Below are 22593 nucleotides of genomic sequence, written 5' to 3'. Positions count from 1 at the left end.
CGGGAGGGAATTGACGTGAAGGAGATCAAAGTCCCGGAACTGGCAGAATCGATCACGGAAGGGACCATCGCCAATTGGTTGAAAGAGGAGGGGGACTCCGTCGAGGAAGGAGATCTTCTCCTGGAACTCGAGACGGATAAAGTCAACCTGGAAATTAACGCCGAGGATGCGGGCGTTTTAAAGGAAATCGTGAAGAAAGAAGGGGACACCGTCGAAGTGGGCGAAACGATTGCCTTGCTCGAAGCAGGTGACAAAGCACCCAGCGACGCTGGAGAAGAACCCTCCCAGGCGGACGAAAAAGAGGAAAAAGCTGCTGATTTGAAAGAAGAGGCCGAAGAAGCCGACGAAAAGGCCCTGGATAACCGGAACGCGGAAGAAGAGTCCCGTTCTTCCCGCATTGCCTCCCCTGCTGCACGCAAGCTGGCCCGGGAACGGGGGATCAACCTGGATAACGTTCGGACATCGGATCCTTCGGGTCGGGTTTCGGTGGACGATATAAAGAACCACCGCGAAGAGAAGGCGGAAGAGAAACCTAAGCCCGCTTCGAAGAAACCCGAATCGAACAAGCCGACTCCGGGCAGCGAAGTGAAAGGGGAAGGAGATGACGGTCGTCCCGTAGACCGAGTGCGGATGTCGCGCCGCCGTCAGACCATCGCCAACCGCCTGGTAGAGGCCCAGCAGAATGCGGCCATGCTGACGACTTTCAACGAGGTGGACCTCTCAGCGGTGATGGAGATCCGCAAGCGGCGGAAAGAAGCGTTCAAGGAGCAGCATGATGTAAACCTGGGCTTTATGTCCTTCTTTACCAAGGCTTCTGTTGCCGCCCTAAAGGCCATCCCACGGCTTAATGCGGAGATCCAGGGGCAGGATATGCTCCTGAAGAAGTATTATGATATCGGGATCGCCGTCTCCGCCAAGGAAGGGCTGGTTGTTCCCGTGGTGCGTGACGCGGATAAACGTAGCTTTGCCGAAATCGAGAAAGAAATTGTCCGCCTCGCAGGTAAAGCGCGTGATAACGCTCTTACCCTGGATGAGCTGCAGGGTGGCTCCTTCACGATCACCAATGGAGGTGTTTTTGGCTCCCTCCTGTCCACCCCGATTCTCAATGCGCCCCAAGTAGGGATTCTCGGGATGCACAAGATCCAGAAGCGGCCCGTCACCTTGCCAGATGGCAGCATCGAGAGCCGCCCAATGATGTATATCGCCCTTTCCTACGATCATCGCATCGTGGATGGTGCCGAAGCGGTCACCTTCCTGGTGAAGATCAAAGAACTCCTGGAAGATCCGGAACTGTTGATGCTGGAAGGGTAACTCCATGGAAACCGTTCTCCGTCCCGGAGAGCGGTTTTTTTGTATACAATTCGTAGGGTTGAATTTGAACAAAAAGTACGGTAGATTATCGAAAATGCGATGGCATGGCCGGGAGGTGAATGGGAATGGATGTCGATGTGATCCTATCGTTCCTCGCTGTTTCTGTCCTGTTAACGATTATACCGGGGCCGGACAATCTGTTTGTAATCGCCCAGAGTATCGGACACGGACGGAAAGCAGGTGTTGTAACAGCGCTTAGCCTGTGTTCGGGTGTCCTCGTTCACACGATGGCAGCCGCGCTAGGGATTTCCGCCATCTTGGTTCGTTCGTCCTTTGCATTTCAGTTGGTTAAATACGCAGGTGCGGCCTATCTCTTGTACTTGGCCTGGCAGGCATGGAAAGAAAGGGATGCGGTTTTGTCAGCGGAGAACCAGCCGTTGGAGAGTGCTGGATCCCTTATTCGCAAAGGAATCCTGATGAATGTGCTCAATCCGAAGGTTTCCCTCTTCTTCCTGGCTTTCCTACCACAGTTCGTATCACCGGGAACAGACGGTGCGGCTTTGCAGATGGTGGGCCTGGGTGTTCTGTTTATGGTTCAGGCTGCCGTTATCTTTACTTTGTTTGCTCTCTTTGCCGGAAGCCTGGGGGAATGGCTCAAGAAACGCCCGCAAACAGGAAGGTTGATTCATCTCGGGAAAGCGGTTTTGTTCGCTTTCATCGGAATTCGCCTGGCTTTCTCGGGAAAATGATTGAGAAGAAACATCAAAAAAGCCCGGCTGGGTAACAGCCAGGCTTTTTCTCTTTTATCGCATCAGCTTTCGGAGCACCTTGAGGCCGATTTTGCTGGTCGGGTAGCGGAAGGGGAAGTCAAAGCGGGTGGTTTGCTTGAGAATGCTTTTCTGATGGGAAAAACAATCGAAACTTCCCTTTCCGTGGTATCTTCCCATCCCGCTGGGGCCCACACCTCCGAAGGGAAGGTACGGACTGGCAAAGTGCATCAGGGTGTCGTTGACACATCCTCCGCCGAAGGGGAGCGCAGATAGGATGCGGTCTTCTGTCTGCTTAGACTCCGTGAAACAATAGAGGGCCAAAGGCTTGGGTTTTCTTCGGATCTGCCGGATCACCTCATCGAGATCATCGAAGGGAAGGACAGGAAGGATTGGGCCGAAAATTTCCTCTTCCATGACCGGATCCGTCCAGGAAACGTTTTCCAACAAGGTAGGCTCCATCGCGGGAGCCGAGGCGTCTATCCCGCCCCCCGTAAGGATGATTCCCTTTTCGAGGAAACGGCTAAGTCGGGTGAAGTGACGCTCGTGGATGATTCGAGGATAGTCCGGGTTTTCCAGGGGCTCTTCTCCATAAAGCTCCTGGATGGCGGCCTTCATCCGTTCAACCAATTCCTCCCGGACATCTTGGTGGACGACCAGATAGTCGGGGGCGATGCAGGTTTGGCCGGCATTGATAAATTTCCCCCATATAATCCGTTTTGCAGCCAACGCCAGATGAGCATCCCGATCGACGATAACTGGGCTTTTTCCTCCCAGCTCCAAGGTAAGGGGGGTGATTCGTTTGGCGGCGGCTTCCATGACGATCCTTCCCACTGCTGGGCTACCCGTGAAAAAAATCGAGTCAAAGGGCTGCTCCAAAAGCGCCTCGCTCTCCTTGACCCCTCCTTCGACGACGGTCACATGGGCGGGGTCGAAGATTTCTTCGGCCATTTTCCGGATCAGGGTGGAGGTATGGGGAGCCATTTCTGATGGTTTCAAAACCACGCAATTCCCTGCCGCGATCGCCCCGATCAGTGGAGCAACGATGAGTTGGAAAGGGTAGTTCCAAGGCCCGATGATGAGAGAGATGCCGAAGGGCTCCGGTTGGATCCAGCTCTTGGAGCCCATGTGGGTGAGCGGAGTGGGTACCTTGCGGGGGCGGGACCATTTTTTCAGATGGCGGGAGGCGGTGCGGATCTCTTCCAACACGATGCCGATCTCTGTCACAAAGGCTTCGTGGGAGGATTTGTTCAGGTCCGCCCGAAGGGCCTTCATGATCCGGGATTCGTGAGTGAGAATCCAATGGCGTACAGCTGAAAGGCGTTCTTTGCGAAAGGAGAGCTCCAAGGTACGACCTGTCTGGAAAAAGTGTTGTTGTTTATCCAAAAGCGAGGAAATGTCCAGCGGCATACGGAAAACCCCTTTCAAGTCGAGTGTACAAAAAACGAAAATTCTGGATGGAAGTCTCACCCTCGATTGTACGTGGGGGGTAGAGAAAGCACAAGGTGCGATTTTGTGTAACGAGAATCGCTCTGGGAGTGAAATCGTATGACTAGTTCCTCTATTCAGGTATTGACGCCGGAAAGCTTTGGGAATAGAATACCAGTACGTACTGGTATCCATCTCCTTGGGAGTGTGATGGGTCGTTGAAAAAACCTTTGTTGTTTGCCTCGAACATGCCGACAGATGCTCGAGAAAAACTGCTGTTCTCCGCTTTGCAACTCTTTACCGCGAAGTCCTTTCAAGAGACGACGATCCTGGAGGTCGTAGAACGAGCGCGTGTGTCGAAGACGACATTTTATCATTTTTTTTCCGGCAAAGAGGATTTACTGGCCTCCCTGTTTGACCGGTTGGCACAGGAGATATTAAATGAAGTCCAGTTGGCCATCGCGAGGGAAGAGCGGGCCGCCTACAAAGGGTATGCCGGTATCCGCCGTTACGTGGAATTGTGCTTGGAACATTCGGCAGTCGCTTGGTTGCTGCTCATTTTATCTGTCGGTATCAGCCCGCGTGTGGAAGAGGAAAGGCGGAAGGCCCATTGCCGCTTTTCGGAGTTGATCCAGTACACGGTGCAGGGGGTCTTGTCTGACCAGGTCTCTCCTACCACCCTCCGCTTAGTTTCTCATGCCATGGTCGGGGCAATCAACGAAGTGGTGATCCAACGGTTCACCGATACCTTGGAAGGAGTAGAGGTAGAGGAGATGGCCCGTCTCTTGAACCGGCTCGTGGTCGGGGCTTTCACCGATTTGACCTTAAACGGTCGCTCGGATAAACGGTTATAAAATCCGTCGGGTGCCAGTACATAAAGGATAGGAGGGGAAGAGATGATCGGTCAGGAGAAATGGCAGGGTTCCCCTAGCTTCCGGCTTTCTGGGGAACAAGAAGAGTTAGTTAAATGGGCTCGTGGGTTCGCGGAAAAAGAGATCCGACCGGTGGCTTCGGAATACGACGAACGGGAAGAGTTCCCCATGGAAGTGTTCCAGAAGGCAGCAGACGTCGGTTTGACCAGTTACGCATGCCCGGAGGAGTATGGTGGAGGGGGATTGACGAGCGTCATGGCTGCCTGTCTCATTGGCGAAGAGCTGTTCTGGGGCTGTGCGGGTATCGCGACTTCCCTGTCAGCCATCGGCCTGGCCGGTCTGCCCATCTATTATATGGGGGCGGAAGACCAAAAAGAAAGATGGCTCTCTTACCTGTGTGACCCGAAAAAGCCCCGTCTGGGTGCGATGGCCCTGACGGAACCCGAAGCGGGCTCCGATGTAAACGCCATGAAGACCCGGGCGGTCCGGGACGGGGACGAGTGGGTGCTGAACGGCCGAAAATGTTTTATTACCAACGGGGGGATTGCCGATCTGTATGTCGTGTTTGCCCGAACCGATCCGGAAGGAGGATATCAGGGGGTTTCCGCTTTCATCGTTCCAGGAGATGCCCAGGGTCTGTCCGCCGGAAAGAAAGAGCGGAAAATGGGAATCCGCGCTTCTCATACGGGGGACGTGATTCTTGAGGAAGTGCGAGTTCCTGCCGACCATCTGCTGGGAGGAGAGAACTTGGCCTTTTTCGGAGCGATGAAGATGCTGGAGTATTCCCGCCCCGCCGTGGCTGCCGCAGCTGTGGGCGTGGCTCGGGCTGCCTATGAATACGCCTTGGATTATGCGAAACAAAGGGTTCAGTTTGGCCGCCCGATCTTCAAGAATCAATCGATCTCTTTCCTGCTGGCAGAAATGCGAACAAAGATCGATGCCGCCCGGTTGTTGACCTGGCGTGCTGCTGAGTTGGCGGATCGGGGGGAGAGCTGTGCCGTGGAAGGGAGCATGGCTAAAGCTTTTGCTGCTGAAACGGCCATGGAGGTGACCACCCATGCCGTACAGATTCTGGGTGGTTATGGTTACATGCGGGATTATCCGGTAGAAAAATGGATGCGTGATGCAAAAATCCTGTCGATCTACGAAGGGACGACCCAGATCCAGAAAAAAGTGATTGCCGCCGGGTTGTAAGAGAAGGAAGTAGTCGCAATTTTGTTAATAAAATAAAAGGGGGAAGCACCGATGAGCCTGAACCGAAGCACAGCTGAAATTTTTCGCGAGATCGAAGCCCGCCTTCAGGAAGATCCCCAACCGATTCAAGGAATGGAGACGGTCTACCAGTTCGACCTTTCTGGAGAAGAAGCCGGCGTCTTTCAGATGCGCCTTTCCGGTGGAAAGGTCGAAGTGAAGGAGGAACCAGCGGAAAAGCCCAACTGTACAATCCAGATGACTGCCGCTGATTTTAAAGACATGATCCTCGGCAACTTAAACGCTACGTCCGCCTTTATGACCGGTAAATTGAAAGTAAAGGGTGACTTGACTCAAGCGATGAGACTGCAGAGCGTGTTGGGCCAGTATGATCGTTCCCGGTACGAAGGCTAAGGGCCACTCCGGCTTGGTGGATGTCTTCCTAGAAAGAGATCGGGACATCTGCCCTTACCAGTCAAGGAGAGGGAGGAAATCGTACAGTTCACTTTCGAGGAGGCTGGCATCCATGAAGCCGAAAAATCTGCTGGACATGGTGCGGCGTACGGTGGATCGCTTTCCGGACAAGAAAGCCTTGATGTGGAAAGAGGCCGGATCTTATCATGACATCACCTATCGCGAGATGTGGAAAGAGCTGAAAGATCTGGCTTCAGGCTTGGCTTTGCGGGGTGTAGGGGCGGGGGACAAAGTGGCCATCCTGTCGGAAAATCACCCCAAGTGGCCGATCTCCGATCTGGCGATTCTCAGTCTCGGAGCGGTAAGCGTGCCGATTTATCCCACCCTCCCATCCGATCAGACCGCCTATATCCTGAAGAATGCCGATTGCAAGGCGGTGCTGGTGGAAGATGGGAAGCAACTGGCGAAAGTACGGGAAGGAGGAGCTAAGCCGGAGCTTTTTATAGGGATGATGAACGGGGAAGAACACCCGCTGGAGGAGGGGTTCGAATTCTACCCGGCGTTGGTGGAGGAGGGCGCCCGAATACCGTTGCCGGAGTGGGAAAACGGTTTTGAACGGCTGGGACGGGATGATTTGGCTACGATCATCCACACTTCTGGGACAACGGGGCCGCCTAAAGGTGTGATGCTCACTCATGGTAATTTCCTAGCTAATATTGAAGGAGTCCAGTTCTGGTGCTTTGAGTTGCTACCCGAGGATGTCACGCTCTCCTATCTTCCTCTATCCCATGTTTTTGAGCGAATGGCGGGGCAGTACATGCCGTTGTCCGTCGGAGCGACGATTGCGTATGCTGAAAGTATCGATACGATCCAGGAAAACTTGCAAGAAGTGAAACCGACGGTGATGACCAGTGTCCCTCGCCTGTTCGAAAAAATGTATGAGCGGGTGAGAGAACAAGCGAACACTCCCCTTCGGAAGAGGATTTTCAATTGGGCGATCGAAGTGGGCGGGCGATGGTACGATTGTTATGTCCAAACCCAGACGGACCGCCTGTTGTTGAGCGATCCTTTCCCGCCTGAACTACGGCGGCAATGGAGAATCGCGGACCGTTTGGTCTATCGAAAAGTGAAGGAGCGTCTAGGGGGGAATCTTCGGGGGATGGTATCGGGAGGAGCTCCCCTCCATCCGGAGGTTGCCCGTTTTTTTTGGTCGATCGGCCTTCCGGTGCTGGAGGGGTATGGCTTGACGGAAACCGCTCCGGTGATTGCAGCCAATCCCATCGTTCGGGCTCAGGTCGGGACAGTGGGAAAACCTCTCCCCAACTTGGACGTGCGAATCGCCCCAGATGGAGAAGTGTTGGTGAAAGGACCGAGCGTGATGAAGGGCTACTACAAAAACGAGCAAGCCACCGCGGAACAACTGAAGGACGGTTGGTTTCACACCGGGGATCTGGGGGAGTTGGATGAGGATGGGTATCTTCGAATTATCGACCGCAAGAAGAACATCCTGGTGCTGTCGACGGGGAAAAACCTGGCGCCTCAGCCTGTGGAAAACGCCATCAACCAAAGTCCGTATATTGCCCAGTCGGTGATGGTGGGCAATCGGAGAAAATATCCGATCGTGCTTGTCGTACCGGAATTTCATACCCTGGCCTCCTGGGCCCGTCAAAAGGAGTTGCCGGTAGAGTCTTTCGCGCAATTGGCGGGATTGCCCGAAACCGGGGAGTTCCTGAAGAAGGAAGTGAAAAGGCTTACCTCCCCATTTGCCCGTTACGAACAACCCAAAAAAGTGTTGGTAGCCAGAGAAGAGTGGACCGTGGAAGGCGGCGAACTCACCCCTACCTTGAAAGTACGGATGCCAATCATTGAAGGGCGGTATAAGGATTGGATCGAAGGGGCTTACGCGGAAGAACCTTCGGAACCGGAAGCGGCTGCAACCAAGGTCTGATTCGTCCATAGGGGGGCAGGGCAGCTTGTTTCATCGGATGGAATTTTTTAGAGGTAATAGAGACGGGGGACAGGCCTGATGGCCTGTCCCCCGTCTGGTGATGGATGGGTGTGGGTGAATGTTTTGACTGGAGGATTCGTGTACGGTGTTCTCTCTCTCTCTAAATAGAGCATATCATGTTGACGAGGAAATAAAAGAGACAAAAGAATAATGAGATGCCCCCTTTTTCCGATCGCGCTCCTAGTATTTTAGTAACCGATTTTGTCCAAGAACGTTAAAATAAAAAGATTCGGTATCAGCAACATCGGTTTAGAGGAGGAGTCCGCCCTATGGCCCAAATGATCCCCGACAGGATCCGTAAGAGCGCAACTGCGGGAGAAAAGCGTTTATTTTTTACGTTCCAGGAGTATTTGCCTGAAGAGTATCTTGTCTATTACGAACCGGACATCGGGGGTAGACGGCCTGATTTTGTTGTGATCGGCCCTGATTTGGGCCTTGTGGTCCTGGAGGTGAAAGATTATACCCGCAAAACCCTCCTTTCCCTCAACCCTGACCAGTGGACTCTTCAGACCCGTGACGAGGAAACTCGTACGGTGAGGTCTCCTTTGAAGCAAGCCAGGGAAAACGCCTTTCGTATTGCGGATCGCTTAAAAAAGGACGCCGATCTAGTACGGACGGAGGGAAAACATTCCCTTCAGCTCAAATTCCCCTATGGATACGGAGTGGTGATGACCCGCTGGAGCCGAGAAGCCATGGTCAAAGGTGGTTTGTATACGGTTCTGGAACCGAAATGGGTGCTGACCGGGGAAGAGATCGACCCGGAGCATGAGAAGTTTTCGGCGATCTTGCTGCGTAAAAAGCTAGAAGGCATGTTTTCCGTCCGTTTTTCCTTTCAGGAGCGGATCAACCGGATCGATCTACAACGAATTCGTTACCACCTCTTCCCCGAAGTGAGGATTGGAGGGGAAGCTAGGCGGGTTCCCTACCAGGAACATATCCTGTTGACACTGGACGATCTCGAAACGATGGATTTGCACCAGGAACGACTAGCCAAACAGATCGGGGACGGCCATCGACTCATTCGGGGAGTGGCAGGCAGCGGGAAGACCTTGATCCTGGCAAGCCGGGCTTGTCTGTTGGCGAAGGAGAATCCTGGTTGGCGGATTCTAGTGCTGTGTTTCAATATCTCCCTTGCCCGCTGGATTCATCATATGATTGACCGGAAGTTGAACGAACCGGAGATCCTACCTAATTTCAACGGGGGCGATGAGAAGGAGCATAGAAAGGAAGAGGCCCCGAACATTGAGGTACGGCATTTTCATGATTGGCTTTCCCGGGATTTAGGTCTGTCGGAGGGAAAGATCCCCGCTTTCCTCGAAAATCCGGATCAATTCTCGAAGAAACCCACTCGATATGATGCGATCCTGATCGATGAGGGACAGGATTTTGAGCCGGAATGGTATACGCTCGCCAGCCGGATGTTGAATCCGGAGACGGGTTCCTTGCTCATTGTCGAAGACCGGGCCCAGAGCATCTACAGACGTAGACGGAGTTACCGACAGGATACGGGACTCGATTTTCGGGGTCGTTCTCGGATCCTTTCCGTTAACTACCGCAACACGGCACCCATCATCCGTTTTGCCTGGGATTTCTACCGCGCCCATGTTTCTGTAGAGGAAAAAGGGAAGAGTAGCGAGGGAGATGTGGAAATCATCGTTCCCCAAAGCACGGCCAGAACGGGGCCGGATCCTGTCGTTCGTCGCTTCCGAAGTTCATCAGAGGAGATGGCTTTCGTTGCGGAATCTATTCACCGGCTTCGGCGGCAGGATGGCGTGTCTCTCTCGGAAATCATGATCCTCTACCGGGTGCGGCAATTTCAAGGGGAGAAGCCCGTCGATGCGATCCTGGAAGGGCTTCGGAAACAGGGGATTTCCTATCGGTGGATATCGGAAAACCGGCAGACGAAGCGGGACTACGACCCAGGGGAGCCGAGTGTCAAGGTGAGCACGATTCAGAGTGGGAAAGGGTTGGATGCGGAGGCGGTTTTTCTCGTCGACGCCCACCGTATGCCCCTTCCCGGTGAAGAGGATCCGGAAAGGGAAGCGGCGCTCTTCTATATCGCCCTTACCCGGGCTCGCCGTCGGCTCACTATCACCTATTCCGGAGACTCTTTCTTCACGCCTTACCTGGATACCCTGGCGAAGCCAAATATTTCACCCTATTAAAGGGTCGAAGTGAATAGGCATTCCTGTTATACTGATCTGGTGTGAAAAAAAGACAAAGAAGCATCAGGGGTGGACAGAGGAATGCAGCTCTCATCGGAAAATCAGTTGAAGAAAGAAATCGGGTTTTCATTCGCGTTGTCTTTGGTGGTTGGAACGGTGATCGGTTCCGGCGTGTTTGTCAAGCCGGGTGTCGTCATCGATTATGCGGGTGGGTCTTCAACAGCCCTTCTCGCTTGGGTGCTGGCGGGGATTCTTACCCTGGCCAGCGGGCTTACGATCGCTGAGGTGAGCGCCCAAATACCGAAGACAGGCGGCCTGTACGTATATATGGAGGAAGTCTACGGCAAGGTGGTGGGTTACCTTAGCGGCTGGATGCAGACGATCATTTACAGTCCGGCGATCATCGGGGCCCTGGGCCTTTATTTCGGGTCTCTGGTGACGGGTTTGTTCGGTTGGCAGAAGGCATGGGGCGTCTGGATTGGCATCGGGACGGTCCTTTTCCTTTCCGTGGTGAACAGCTTGGGTACCCGGTTGGGTGGTATCGTCCAAACAATATTGACGGCAGCCAAATTGGTACCGATCGCTCTCATTATCTTCTTTGGTCTATGGAAAGGAGAAACCCCCATCTTGGGCATGGGGAGCGGCACGTCGACGGAGATCAGCCTGGGGACGGCGATCTTGGCCTGCCTGTTCGCCTATGATGGCTGGATCCTGGTCGGCTCAGTCGGTGGTGAGATGAAGAATCCTGCCAAGTTGCTCCCAAAGGTGATCTTTGCCGGAATCGCTTTGGTGACGGCGGTTTACTTATTGGTTAACGTTGCTCTGCTTCATGTACTTCCTGCTGATCAAATTGTCCAACTGGGTGAGAATGCCGCCGGGCAGGCAGCTGCCGTCCTATTTGGCTCCCTAGGAGGAAAACTGGTGACGGTGGGAATCATTGTTTCGATATTCGGTGCGCTGAATGGGAAGGTTCTCGCTTTTCCTCGGGTTCCCTTCGCCATGGCCGAGCGGGGGCAGTTGCCTTTCTCCCGGCTTCTCTCCTGGGTTCATCCCTCAGCGGGGACACCAGTGGCTGCTATTGCTTTCCAGGCCCTGATTGCTGTGGTGATGATGTTGGTAAGCGATCCGGACAAGCTTTCGGAGATCTCGGTTTTCTCCATCTTCTTTTTCTACATCCTGGCTTTCATAGCGGTCTTTATCCTCCGTCGGCGGAAAGAGGGGGCGAACCGCCCTTATAGTGTCCCGTTCTACCCCGTGGTTCCGATTTTGGCCATTCTCGGATCAGCATTCGTTGTCGTGACTACCCTCCTGGAGCAACCCATGGATAGCCTGCTGGCGATCCTGACTACCTTATGCGGCCTGCCGTTGTATTGGCTGCTGACCCGAAGGAACCGGACTTAATTCTTGGTTCGGTTTCTGCGCCCGTTTCCTAAGGGAAGCGGGCATTTTTCTTTCCTGCCTGATGGTAAGCCTTTTATGTGGAAAGGGATGGTTGCTCCACGTACCGAATGTACAGAAGGAGGAGGGTTGATGATATAACTACCGATAATAGTACGGTATCGGAAGTTAGGGAGGCGGTTCCAACCACAGATGGAAGGGTAATGATTTTGCAGGGGATGCAACTTGCCTTTGTGATTTTTCGTTGATTCTAATGTCTTGTTAGGAAACGAAGGAAGGGATCCATGTGAAGAGATTTTTCAACCGGTACGGAACAGCCCTTATAGCGGCTGGCTTGCTGGTGCTCGTCGTACGGACGTTTCTGTTTGCGCCGTATATCGTCCACGGGGAGTCTATGCTTCCCTCTTTGGATTCCGAGGAGCGGATTCTCGTTAACAAATGGGTCTATCGGATGCATAGCCCGGATTATGAAGACATCATTGTCTTCCGCGCAACCGAGGGGAGGGACTTCGTTAAGCGGGTGATCGGCTTGCCAGGGGATGTGGTAACCATCGAGGACGGCCAGGTTATCCGGAACGGAAAGAAGTTGAAGGAACCTTACCTCACCGGAAAAATCGCCGGTGACTTTCCGCCAACCCGCGTTTCCGCCCACCACCTCTTCGTATTAGGGGACAACCGAAACAACAGCATGGATAGCCGACAGCTCGGGCTGGTCGACCTGACCGAGGTGGTTGGTAGGGCCGACCTGATCTTGATGCCTCTGGATAAAATCGATTGGCTGTCCTGATAGCTTCATAGAAGGAAAGGGGAAACGATGCAGGAAGAACGGATCGATGTATTGGACGAAACCATGACCGTACAGGGGAACGCGACACGCACAGAAATCCACCGGAAAGGCCTCTGGCACCGCACCTTTCATTGCTGGGTACTACGGCGGGAAGGGGATCGAAAGCGGCTGATCTTTCAGTTGCGGGACAAGGGGAAGCAGGCTTCTCCCGGCAAGATGGATGCTTCCGCCGCCGGGCACTTGGAAGCGGGGGAAACACCCGAAGATGGGGTTAGGGAGATGGAAGAAGAGCTGGGAATGGCGATTCGACCGGAAGAACTTCGGTTTCTGGGGGTTAGCCGGGAGGAGAAGGCCTTGGGAGAGGGTTGGATGGATCGGGAGTTTTGTCACCTCTATTTCTATGAGACGGCGTGCTCCCTTCAGGCCTTCTCCCCCCAGCCCGGAGAGGTAGCCGGACTGTTCGAAGCGGATGCGATAAAGGCAGCCGCCTTTTTCCAAGGTGAGATCGACTGCCTACAAGTGGTTGGCTTTACACTGGGAGGTTCAGAAGAGAAGCGGCGCTTAGTAAAGGAAGACCTTGCTCCCCATTCCGACGCTTACTACCGGATGGTAGGGGAAGCCTTGTATAGCATCTGTGGCAGTAAGTGAAAGCCTTGAAGGGGGAGTAGAAAGGATATGGAACTCCGACGTGCGCTTTCCGTCGCCGGTTCCAACAGCCGGGGTGGGGCCGGTCTACAGGCGGATTTGAAGACCTTTCAGGAGCTGGATGTCTACGGAATGGGGGTGGTTACGTCGATCGTCACCCTTCATGGGGATGGTCGAAGGGGGATCCATACCGGCTCTCCTGAGACTGTGGAAGATCAGTTGGATGCCGCTGTTTCCTCGATCGGCGTCGATTCCGTGAAGACGGGTATGCTCTACTCGGGTGAACTGGTCCGCCTTGTCGCCCGCAAGGTGAAAGAGCTTGCTCTTCCCAATTTGGTCGTGGACCCGGTAATTATCACCAAAAACGGTGGCCGTTTAATGAAACCGGATGCCCTGGATGCGATGCGAGAGGAATTGTTGCCTCTAGCAACGGTCGTCACTCCCAACCTGCCGGAGGCCGCCGCCCTCGCGGAAATGGAGTCGATCCGGGATGTAGAAGGGATGATGGAGGCCGCCCGGCGAATTCATCAATTGGGGCCCGGTTGTGTCGTGGTCAAAGGGGGGCGGCTTCCCGAGGGGGACGCGGAGGATCTCCTTTTCGACGGCCGCACTGTCATCCGGTTGCGAGCCAAGCGGGTGGAAGCGCCTCACACCAATGGGGCGGGCTGTACCTTTTCCGCCGCGGTCACGGCAGAACTGGCCAAAGGGAAAACGGCGGAGGAAGCCGTCCGGCGAGCGAAAACCTTCGTGACCGAGGCTATCCGCCGTGCCTGGCCCTTAGGCGGCCAAGGCTCTGTTAACCAGGCGGCGCCCCGGTGGAGTCGGGAAGGAGAATCACCAGAGCCGCCAAGGCATTGACAAAGACACGCCCTTTGGCGTGTCGAGACTGATGACAAAGTTCTACCACTCACAAAGGCGGGCCGGTTTCCGGCGAAGCGCCTGTTGGCACCGACCACTCAGCGGAGTTCCCGGAGGAACCGACCGTTTAGCGGACAACTCGCTTTACCCTTTTGTCCGCTGGTTGGGGCTGGAGGGAGCGGAGCGGACAGCCTCTACATCTGCGGGAGGAACATCTGGCACGGAGTCGGAAACCCGGCTCCACACCCCTCGTCGGAGTATGGCAATACCCTACGCCATCGAAGGGCGTGTCTTTTGTTTGGTTGAAGGTCATTCCACACAGGAATCAAAAGGCTGCTGACAAAGTCAGCAGCCTTAAAACGCCCGAGAGGATGTTTCTTTTTGAATCTTATCCGTTGGCCCGGCGGGCTTCTCGGACGGATTCATTGTCGTCTCCCCAGCACTCCACGTTTTTCAAACCGGGAATGCTGGAAGCGGAGAAGACGGGGTTCTTGCCTTCCCGTTTCTGGTCGATGTAATCCTTGAGAGCGGCGAAGGCAATTCGGCCCAGCAGGAGGATAGCGGCCATGTTGACGATGGCCATAAGAGCCATGAACAGATCGGCCAGATCCCAAACCAGCTGGATTTTGGCCACGGCGCCGAAGAGCACCATCCCCACTACCGCTAGCCGATAGATGAAGATCGCCCCTTTGCTGCGGTTGTTGATGAATTCAATGTTGGTTTCGCCGTAGTAGTAATTCCCGATCAGGGAGCTGAAAGCGAAGAGCAGGATGGCCACGGCGACGAAGCTGGTCGCCCAGTCCCCTACATGAAAGCTGAGAGCCGCTTGGGTGAGTTGGATCCCATCATCGCTGCCGGTATATTGGCCGGAGAGAAGGATCATGAAGGCGGTGCAGCTGCAGATCAGGAGCGTGTCAGTGAAAACGCCCAGGGTCTGGATCAGTCCTTGTTTGGCAGGGTGGGTCACGTCCGCAGTGGCCGCTGCGTTGGGGGCACTCCCCATCCCGGCTTCGTTGGAGAAGAGACCGCGCTTAATTCCTTGCATAACCGCAGCGCCCAGACCGCCGCCGACAAGGGCTTTGGTACCGAAGGCTTCGGTAAAGATTAGGTTGAAGACACCGGGGATGGCGGCGAAATTCTTCGTCATCACATACAGAGCCACCAGGATGTAGCCGACGGCCATCACCGGTACGATCATCTCAGCGGCGCGAGCGATCCGCTTAATCCCGCCGAAGATAATGACAGCGAAAGCGAGGGCGAGGACGATTCCCGTGATTCCACGGTCCCATCCATATGCGTTATGAAACGCCAAGGTGATCGTGTTGGATTGAACCGAGTTAAAGACCAGCCCAAAGCAAAGGGTAATCAGGATGGAAAAGAGGATCCCCATCCAGCGCTGTCCAAGGGCTTTTTCCATATAATAGGCGGGTCCGCCCCGGAAGGTATCGCCGTCTTTCACTTTGTAAATCTGGGCCAGTGTGCTCTCAACAAAACTAGAGCCGGCGCCGATCAGAGCAATCAGCCACATCCAGAAGACCGCACCGGGTCCACCGAGGGAAATGGCTATCGCCACACCGGCCAAGTTTCCCGTTCCGACACGGGAGGCAGTGCTGATACAAAACGCCTGGAAGGATGAGACGCCTTTCTTATCCCTGGAAGCGGTCGCTCCCTCCCCGAGGAGACGAACCATCTCCGGGAATAGACGAAACTGAACAAACCGTGCTCGGATCGTGAAATAGAGTCCCGCGCCAATCAGCAGGATAATCAAGACATAAGTCCAGAGAAACTCATTGAGGTTGCCGACAATCGTTTGCAAAATTTCCATAAGGTCACCTCTTCTGTCAATCATCTAAGATGGAAAAAGGAGAAGGGTCCTACGTCCTTTCTCTTAGGCACATAAAATCACTATTCTATAATAACGTTTTCATACGGCAAATGTCACACGAAAAATGTTCCATGCTTTCAATGGTTTCTGTTTATCCTTCCTATCGTACAGCCTTGAAAAGTGAAGGAGGTCTTATTTTCGTCGCAAGAGGGACGTATTCATCCTTCGTGTTCCCCCCTATAATCGGAAGGGAAAACGAAGGATGAAACAAGGGAGGACTTGCCTGTGAGGATTGCCAAGGTGGAGGTGTTTCCCCTCCGCTTGCCGATGAAGGGGGATTTCGCCATCTCCGGGGGGAAAGTGGGGGAGAAAGATGCCGGGGCTCCCCATGTCTATGTGAGGATCACGGATGAAAACGGAGAGGAGGGGTGGGGAGAAGCACGGCCCAGCCCCCGCTGGAGTTATGAAACGTTGGAGACGGTGGTGTCGACCATCCGGGATTACTTTGCACCACTTCTGGAGGAGAGGGAGGCGGAAGATCTAATCGGCGCTTGTCAGGTGATGGAGGGGGAGATCCGTTCCGGCCAGCCGATCGCCAAGGCAGCAGTGGACATCGCTCTTCATGACCTGATTGGCCGACGGACCAAGCAAAGTCTTCATGAACTGTGGTACTCCGCACCCCGAGGGGAAGTGTCTCTCTCCGCCCTCATCAGCACTTCCGATCCTGGGGCGGCGGCAGAACAGGCCAGGCGGGCCCGTGAAGAAGGATATCGGGGTGTAGATGTGAAGATCGGCCTTGATCCTGGACAGGATCTGGCCGTTTTGGAAGCGGTTCGGTCGGAAACAACGGGGCTCTTTTTCCGAGTGGATGCCAATCAACGATATACGCTGGCTCAGGCAGTCAGCCTATCTCGGGAGCTGGAGCTCCTCGGGGTGGACGTTTTCGAGCAGCCCCTGCCAGCCCATGACCTGGTCGGTCATGCTGCTCTCCGTCGTAAAACCACTGTTCCTGTGGCTCTGGACGAGAGCATCTGGACGCCGGGGGATTTGATTCAGGCGATTCGAATGGAAGCGTGTGATTCCGTCGTCATCAAGCTGACCAAAATGGGCGGGCTGCGCGGTGCTCGGTTGTGTGGGGAGGTCGCACGGGAAGCCGGTCTCTCCCTCCTCGGTGGCGGGCTTACTGAATCTGGGCTTGTTTTCACAGCTAGCGCCTGTCTGTTCGAATACTTGGAAATCCATGACCCGGTTGACCTGAACGGACCTTTTTTTCTAGCGGAGGATCCCCTCGCCTATGGGCCAAGGGTGGAGGAGGGGGGACGTGTCCTTCTCCCTGATGGCCCTGGACACGGGTGCCGGATAGATCAGGAGAAATTGAAGCGGTGGCGGGTAGGCGTTAGCCACGATGGATGAAAGGAGAGGATCAACAAGCCCCGAAGCCGGGAACAGTCGACTTCGGGGCTCGTTAACTTCCAAAAAGATTAGGTTTGCCGGGTGTTTATCTGTCGGCTTCCCGGTTGGCCGACGAAGGTGAGCCGGTAAATCTGGCGGGGGCGACCTTTAGTTGAAATCTTCTCTTCTCCGACAATTTCCACTAGAGCGGCATCCAGCCACTGTACGAGGATCCGATGGGCACTGCGGATCGTGATACCTAGGATGGCGGCTAATTCGTGAGCGGTGTAGTCCGTCTTGTCGTAGCGATTAATTTGGGCGATCAGTTTACCCATATAGGTGGCGGACATTCCCGCTTTCTCCGCTTCCTGCAACAGGGCCGTATCGGTGACAGACAAGTCGTAAATGACGGGATGGGTCATAGCAACAGGGCCGATCACGCTGCGATCCTCCCGTACGATGAAGCAGATATTACCCCCGGATTCCTTCGATTGACGCAGGGCGAGACGGGCGTGGCTACCGGCATCCGTGGCGGATCGACCGAAGCCGATACCGATGCTCAATCCCAACCCGGTAGACTTTCGGGCATCCTGGAGGAGGGGGATAAATTTATATCCTCGCGTTTCCCGTTCAAAGACGCCACGAGTAGTGAAAAAAAGATATTCCCCGCCGCCGAGGCTGGTAAGGTGGCCGTCCAATTGCTGGACATAATCGAGGATGGTCCGGTGCAGATCCAATTGGAGGCGTTGGGCTTCGTGATCGGAGGAAAGCCGGTCCAAGGACCGTCGATACCCGTCGATCTGGATGAGGCCGACCACAATTTGGGATTCTTTGTTACGACGGGTTTCGGTGGAAAGAAGGGCTCGTTCCAGGGCGACGATCAAATCTTGTTGGGTCGGGGTCACCCATTCTCCGGGGATATCCTCTTTCTCTATGGCATCCGCCACCTCTTGGATACCGGTCATGACCACGGTTTCCCGGTTTTTTTGCCGATTTTCCCTGTGGAAATGGACCACATTTTCAACATCCGCCTCGGGAGGTCCGGGGAAGTATCGGATTTCGGAGGGACGTTCCCCCAATTCCTGAAGCATCTGTTCCACATAACTTTCCGGAACGGAATCAACAGAAAGGCTATACAATCCGTAGCGGTGCTTCAGCCGGGAAAGGGAACGGTAGAGGCCGGTACCCATCAGAGGAACGTAGTGAACAGGTATGGAAAAGGGAAGCTTCTCCTTTACCCGTTTGTATAAACGATAGTCACAGAACAACAAAACTTCGGACTCCCGCATCAGCTCCACTGCCAACTCCAGGATTTCCTCCCCGTCACGGCAGATGCGCAAGCGAGGAAGGAACGAGGGGAAAGACTTTAGCGCCTCTTCTGTCCGTTTCACCAGCACAGACGGTCCGATAACACCGATTGTAATCCCGCCTCCCCCCGAGACAACCATTTTTCCAGCCATCCGATCCCTCCTTCTTTGCCTAGTCGCTATGACCTTGTGGAGTACAAGGAGTGTCAAGGTTGGTGAGACGAGTTTGGCTTTAAAGACAGTTAAGCGACTTGTCTTTATAACGATGTTACTCTTATAATGGCCTTAAAATTGGAAAAAGTAAAGGTTTTTTCATTTTTCTGTAAAGGGGTGGACACGATGGAACCGTTAAAAATCGGAATGGTCGGGTTGGACACCTCCCATTGCCCTGCCTTCACCCGCTTACTTAACGATGCTGGGGATCCCTTCCATGTACCGGGGGCGCAGGTGACGGTAGCTTTCCCCGGCGGTTCTCCGGATTTCCCGCTCAGCCGGGACCGAGTCGGTCCCTACACCGAACAATTGGCGCGGGAATTCGGCGTTCGTATGGTGACCTCCTGTGAAGAGGTGGCGGAGGAAGCGGATGCGATCTTGCTGACTGCTGTCGACGGTCGTGCTCACTTTCCCCTTTTCCGAAAGTTGGCTTCCTACCGTAAGCCCGTCTTTATCGATAAACCCTTTGCCCTTTCTGTCACAGACGCCTTCGGGATGGCTCGTCTGGCCGCTCGTTGCGGTACTCCGTTGATGAGCGCTTCCAGTCTCCGTTGGGCGGAACCCCTCGTGGATGCGCTCTGCGACCGGCAATCGGGGATTCCGGTGGGGGCTGATTGTCACGGCCCCCTCAATCTGGAGCTGACCCAGCCAGGTCTATTCTGGTATGGGATTCATACGGTAGAGATGTTGTATGCCGTGATGGGAAAAGGATGCACCCGGGTAACGGCATTCCGGCAAGAGGAGCACGAACTGGTTGTCGGAGAGTGGAAGGATGGACGGCTCGGGACGATCCGGGGCAACCGGACGGGAAACATGGACTTCGGTGTCATGATCCATGGGAAGGAGGGATCCCGCTGGGTGGACGCCTCCGAAGGAAGGAAACCCTGGTACGCAGGTTTGATGGAAAGGGTCATCCCATTCTTCCTCTCGGGAACGCCTTCTGTTGACTTGCAGGAAACACTGGAAATCGTGCAATTCATCGAAAAAGCAAATGAGAGCCGGGAAACAGGGTCGCCCGTTCCTTTGGAGAGGGTGAAGGAGGGCTTGGCATGAGGATGGCCCGGGTGGGCGTCCTCTTTGACGTCCGTGTGGCAAAGAGGCGTTGGGCACGGGGGGAGAACACCTTTCAGCGGTACATCGGTGAAATTCTGGAGTATGCGGGCATTCCCTTTTGTTGGTTGGATGGGCCGGAGGGGCTTTTTAGCGAGCCTTTTGACCTCTGTGTGGCGGCATTGACTCAAGAGGGAAAGGAGTCGGAAGATATCCTTCTTTCCTTCGCAGAACGGGGAGGGGAGGTGATCGCTTTCGGTGGCCTGGATGGGTTGGGAACTCGCCTGGGAGTGAGGGAAGGCAAGGTGGAGGGTCCAGGTTATACCCGGTTCCCCGAGGAGGATCACCCCCTCCTCCGCTACCTGGAGGCGGTGCCTTGGATCCCCCTGAGGGCAAGGCTGTCGGAAGTGCGAGGAACTCTTCATAGCGGGGTTCCCGACGGGCCCAAGGTAGGCTCAGCAGTAGTCCGTCTCCCCTTTGGGAGGGGCGGGATCACCCGTTGGGCTGTCGATCTTCCTTCCACGATTCTTCAATTGCAACAAGGGGCGAGGCCCGTCCGAAAGGACGGGAAACCGGCTCCCGATGGTTCCGGTGCCTTGGATGACGGTATCCTGAAAGCGGATGACGGTTTTGCCCTTGATTGGGAATGGGACCGGGCTGTCACTCCCACCGGCCAGAAATATTTTGCGATCCCTTATGGAGATTGGTGGCGGGAGGAGATCATTCGCTCCTTGACGACAGCCGCTCTCGATCGGGGACTGACTCTGCCCCGGATCGATCCGTGGCCTGAAAAAGCGAACCGGGTCGCCATGATTTCCCTGGACAGCGACGGCAATCAAGATGAGCACGCAGAGACCACACTGGATCTATTGGCCGAGTGCGGCGTATCTGCCACCTGGTGCATGATGGAACCGGGGTATTCCCCTAAGCTCTATTCCCGCATCAGGGAAGCGGGTCATGAGGTGGCCTTCCATTTTAATGCGTATGAGCGGGACGGGGGCGAGTGGGAAGAAAGAGAATTCCATCGCCAACTGGCTTGGCTGAGAAAGGTGGCTGGATCGAGCTCTGTCGTCTCCAACAAAAATCACTATACCCGCTTTCAAGGGTGGACGGAGTTGTTTGCCTGGTGTGAGAGGGCGGGGATTCGGAGCGATCAGACCCGGGGGCCCAGCAAGCGGGGAAACGTCGGTTTTCTCTTCGGGACCTGCCGACCCTACTTTCCCCTATCTTGGGCCGAGGAAGGAAATCGGCGGCTGGATGTATTGGAAATCGGCTTCCTCACTCAGGATCTTGACCTTGGTTCATGGGCTGACAGCAGCATTATCGAACCGTTCCTTGACCGGGTGGGACAGGTGCAAGGGGTGGCCCACTTCCTCTTTCATCCCATTCATCTCCATCGGGATGAAAAGGTACGATCCGCTCTTCGGAGGGTCGTCCGCGAGGCGAAGAGGTGCGGGTTCGGCTTCTGGACGGGAGAGGCGATCGACGACTGGGAGCGGAGACGGCGGAGGTTGACGATCCAAGGGGTAAGTGAAGGAGGAGAACCGATTGTGAAAGGGGCTGTGGCAGGAGCGGTGTTAAGCGTTCCCCTTCCGGAAGGAGCGGCGGGATTGAACAAGAGGGGGCAAGTCCGTAAATGGATGCTGACAGCAGGGGTCACACCGGCGGAACAGGGGGGAGCACGGTGAAGACAGAAACGGAGAGACTGGCGATTCACGGCGGGACACCGATCAAAGGAACACCCTTTGGTACAGGCAGGCGGTTTGGGTTGGAGGAAGCACGGGAAGTACTGGAGGCTTTGGAACAGGATACGCTCTTCTATCATGCCGGAACCAAAGTAAAGGGGTTTCTGGAGCGTTTTAATCATTTGTACGGCATTTCCCACAGTGTCGCCGCCTCTTCAGGAACGGCGGCGATCCATGTCGCGCTGGGAGCGGCGAGTGTAAGCGTCGGTGATGAGGTGATAACCAGTCCGATTACCGATCAAGGAACGGTGATCGGGATCCTGTACCAAAATGCCGTTCCTGTTTTCGCTGACCTGGACCCTCGGACTTACAACCTGGACCCCGCCTCCGTAGCGAAACGGATCACACCCCGAACGAAGGCCATCCTAGTTGTTCACCTTGCCGGAACACCGGCGAACATGGATCCGATCTTGCAACTGGCAAAGCAAAATGGCCTCAAAGTCATCGAAGATTGCGCCCAGAGCTGGCAGGCGCGTTACCGGGGTCGGCTCGTCGGAACGATGGGGGACTATGGTTGTTTCAGCACCAATGATTTTAAACACATCTCGACGGGAGACGGCGGAATCGTGGCGGTCAATTCAGGGGATGAGGCGGATTACCGCGCGGTTCACGCATTCGCTGACAAGAACTACCAACGTTTGGCCGGAGAGGTTTTTCGAGATCTCTCCACGCTGGCCCCGAACTACCGCATGACCGAGCTACAGGGTGCAGTGGGAATCGCCCAATTGGAGAAGTTGCCGGGAATCTGTCGTCGCCGCCGGGAGCATGGAGAGCGGCTGACGGATGGGCTTCGGGAGATTCCCGGGCTCCGGGTACCCCAGGTTCCAGAAGGAGGGGAATCCACTTGGTGGTTTTATCTGTTTCGCTTGGAGACCGGACGCTTCACTTGTTCCCGGGACACCTTTTCCGCTGCTTTGCAAGCGGAGGGGATTCCCTGTGCGCCGGGCTACATTCCCCGTGTCCTTTACAAACAGGATTTATTCCAAAAGAAACAGGCTTATCCAGGGAGTTCGTTTCCCTTCAGCTTGTCCGAGGTTTCCTATGCGGATGGACTTTGCCCCGAAGCGGAAGCGATCCTGGCTGATTCGATCCGGCTGCCTATCAGCGAATTTTTTACCGACGAGGACATCGATCAGATGGTAGCCGCTGTCCGAAAAGTGGCTCGGCATTTCATCGCTGAATAAAGCGGCAATAGAAGAGATATCTAACTGGCTTGA

18 protein-coding genes are annotated in these 22593 nt (G+C 54.9%); 15 read left to right on the top strand and 3 right to left on the bottom strand.

What is annotated here, in order from left to right; genetic code table 11:
- Positions 1 to 15 precede the first annotated feature (15 nt).
- Both odhB and ACFOUO_RS03305 read left to right on the top strand, forming a co-directional pair.
- Positions 16 to 1311 (top strand): 2-oxoglutarate dehydrogenase complex dihydrolipoyllysine-residue succinyltransferase, encoded by a 1296-nt coding sequence (gene odhB / locus ACFOUO_RS03310; protein ID WP_380702131.1) that lies wholly within the window; start codon positions 16 to 18, stop codon positions 1309 to 1311.
- Between the two features lie 125 nt (positions 1312 to 1436).
- A complete protein-coding gene (locus ACFOUO_RS03305; protein WP_380702129.1) occupies positions 1437 to 2060 on the top strand; it encodes a LysE family translocator in 624 nt (207 codons plus the stop codon).
- A 54-nt stretch (positions 2061 to 2114) separates the two neighbouring features.
- Here ACFOUO_RS03305 and ACFOUO_RS03300 read toward each other — a convergent pair whose 3' ends face one another.
- Positions 2115 to 3488, bottom strand: a complete 1374-nt coding sequence (locus tag ACFOUO_RS03300; protein ID WP_380702127.1) for an aldehyde dehydrogenase — start codon at positions 3486 to 3488, stop codon at positions 2115 to 2117.
- Between the two features lie 236 nt (positions 3489 to 3724).
- Here ACFOUO_RS03300 and ACFOUO_RS03295 point away from each other — a divergent pair, with 236 nt between their 5' ends.
- From ACFOUO_RS03295 to thiD, 9 genes are all read left to right on the top strand, one after another.
- A complete protein-coding gene (locus ACFOUO_RS03295) occupies positions 3725 to 4360 on the top strand; it encodes a TetR/AcrR family transcriptional regulator (protein ID WP_380702125.1) in 636 nt (211 codons plus the stop codon).
- 42 nt (positions 4361 to 4402) lie between these two features.
- Positions 4403 to 5572 carry an acyl-CoA dehydrogenase family protein gene (locus tag ACFOUO_RS03290; protein WP_380702123.1) on the top strand — a complete coding sequence of 390 codons (1170 nt, stop codon included), beginning with the start codon at positions 4403 to 4405 and terminating at the stop codon, positions 5570 to 5572.
- Between the two features lie 51 nt (positions 5573 to 5623).
- Positions 5624 to 5983: an SCP2 sterol-binding domain-containing protein gene (locus ACFOUO_RS03285; RefSeq protein ID WP_380702121.1), complete on the top strand. Its 360-nt coding sequence runs from the start codon at positions 5624 to 5626 to the stop codon at positions 5981 to 5983.
- A gap of 112 nt (positions 5984 to 6095) precedes the next feature.
- A complete protein-coding gene (locus ACFOUO_RS03280; RefSeq protein WP_380702119.1) occupies positions 6096 to 7931 on the top strand; it encodes an AMP-dependent synthetase/ligase in 1836 nt (611 codons plus the stop codon).
- 329 nt (positions 7932 to 8260) lie between these two features.
- Entirely contained in the window at positions 8261 to 10156 is a 1896-nt protein-coding gene (locus tag ACFOUO_RS03275; RefSeq protein WP_380702117.1) for a DEAD/DEAH box helicase, read from the top strand.
- Positions 10157 to 10237: 81 nt separating this feature from the next.
- Positions 10238 to 11557, top strand: a complete 1320-nt coding sequence (locus tag ACFOUO_RS03270) for an APC family permease (protein ID WP_380702115.1) — start codon at positions 10238 to 10240, stop codon at positions 11555 to 11557.
- A gap of 283 nt (positions 11558 to 11840) precedes the next feature.
- Positions 11841 to 12341 carry a signal peptidase I gene (lepB, locus tag ACFOUO_RS03265; protein WP_380702113.1) on the top strand — a complete coding sequence of 167 codons (501 nt, stop codon included), beginning with the start codon at positions 11841 to 11843 and terminating at the stop codon, positions 12339 to 12341.
- 27 nt (positions 12342 to 12368) lie between these two features.
- The gene (locus tag ACFOUO_RS03260) at positions 12369 to 12989 is read left to right on the top strand and encodes an NUDIX hydrolase (RefSeq protein ID WP_380702111.1); all 621 of its coding nucleotides are present in this window, start codon (positions 12369 to 12371) and stop codon (positions 12987 to 12989) included.
- A 27-nt stretch (positions 12990 to 13016) separates the two neighbouring features.
- Positions 13017 to 13844 (top strand): bifunctional hydroxymethylpyrimidine kinase/phosphomethylpyrimidine kinase, encoded by an 828-nt coding sequence (gene thiD, locus ACFOUO_RS03255; protein WP_380702109.1) that lies wholly within the window; start codon positions 13017 to 13019, stop codon positions 13842 to 13844.
- A 388-nt stretch (positions 13845 to 14232) separates the two neighbouring features.
- Here the strand turns inward: thiD and ACFOUO_RS03250 are convergent, their stop codons facing one another.
- Positions 14233 to 15669 (bottom strand): alanine/glycine:cation symporter family protein, encoded by a 1437-nt coding sequence (locus tag ACFOUO_RS03250; RefSeq protein ID WP_380702107.1) that lies wholly within the window; start codon positions 15667 to 15669, stop codon positions 14233 to 14235.
- A gap of 285 nt (positions 15670 to 15954) precedes the next feature.
- Here ACFOUO_RS03250 and ACFOUO_RS03245 point away from each other — a divergent pair, with 285 nt between their 5' ends.
- Positions 15955 to 17082 carry a mandelate racemase/muconate lactonizing enzyme family protein gene (locus ACFOUO_RS03245; RefSeq protein WP_380702105.1) on the top strand — a complete coding sequence of 376 codons (1128 nt, stop codon included), beginning with the start codon at positions 15955 to 15957 and terminating at the stop codon, positions 17080 to 17082.
- A gap of 68 nt (positions 17083 to 17150) precedes the next feature.
- On the opposite strand, the gene ACFOUO_RS03240 is transcribed toward ACFOUO_RS03245, so the two are convergent.
- A complete protein-coding gene (locus ACFOUO_RS03240; RefSeq protein ID WP_380702104.1) occupies positions 17151 to 18521 on the bottom strand; it encodes a hypothetical protein in 1371 nt (456 codons plus the stop codon).
- Between the two features lie 186 nt (positions 18522 to 18707).
- Between ACFOUO_RS03240 and ACFOUO_RS03235 the strand changes: the two genes are divergently transcribed.
- Genes ACFOUO_RS03235 through ACFOUO_RS03225 form a run of 3 tightly spaced genes read left to right on the top strand, consistent with a single transcriptional unit; the run spans position 18708 to position 22560 of the window.
- Complete coding sequence (locus ACFOUO_RS03235) at positions 18708 to 19634, top strand: Gfo/Idh/MocA family protein (protein ID WP_380702102.1); 927 nt, start codon at positions 18708 to 18710, stop codon at positions 19632 to 19634.
- The gene (locus ACFOUO_RS03230) at positions 19631 to 21319 is read left to right on the top strand and encodes a hypothetical protein (RefSeq protein WP_380702100.1); all 1689 of its coding nucleotides are present in this window, start codon (positions 19631 to 19633) and stop codon (positions 21317 to 21319) included. Before ACFOUO_RS03235 ends, ACFOUO_RS03230 begins: the two co-directional genes overlap by 4 nt.
- Positions 21316 to 22560 (top strand): DegT/DnrJ/EryC1/StrS family aminotransferase, encoded by a 1245-nt coding sequence (locus ACFOUO_RS03225; RefSeq protein WP_380702098.1) that lies wholly within the window; start codon positions 21316 to 21318, stop codon positions 22558 to 22560. Before ACFOUO_RS03230 ends, ACFOUO_RS03225 begins: the two co-directional genes overlap by 4 nt.
- The last annotated feature ends 33 nt before the right edge of the window (positions 22561 to 22593 follow it).

It is taken from the genome of Salinithrix halophila (assembly GCF_042650125.1).
In the GTDB taxonomy this organism is placed as follows: domain Bacteria; phylum Bacillota; class Bacilli; order Thermoactinomycetales; family DSM-45169; genus Salinithrix; species Salinithrix halophila.
This window is presented reverse-complemented; position numbering and strand designations above follow the sequence as displayed.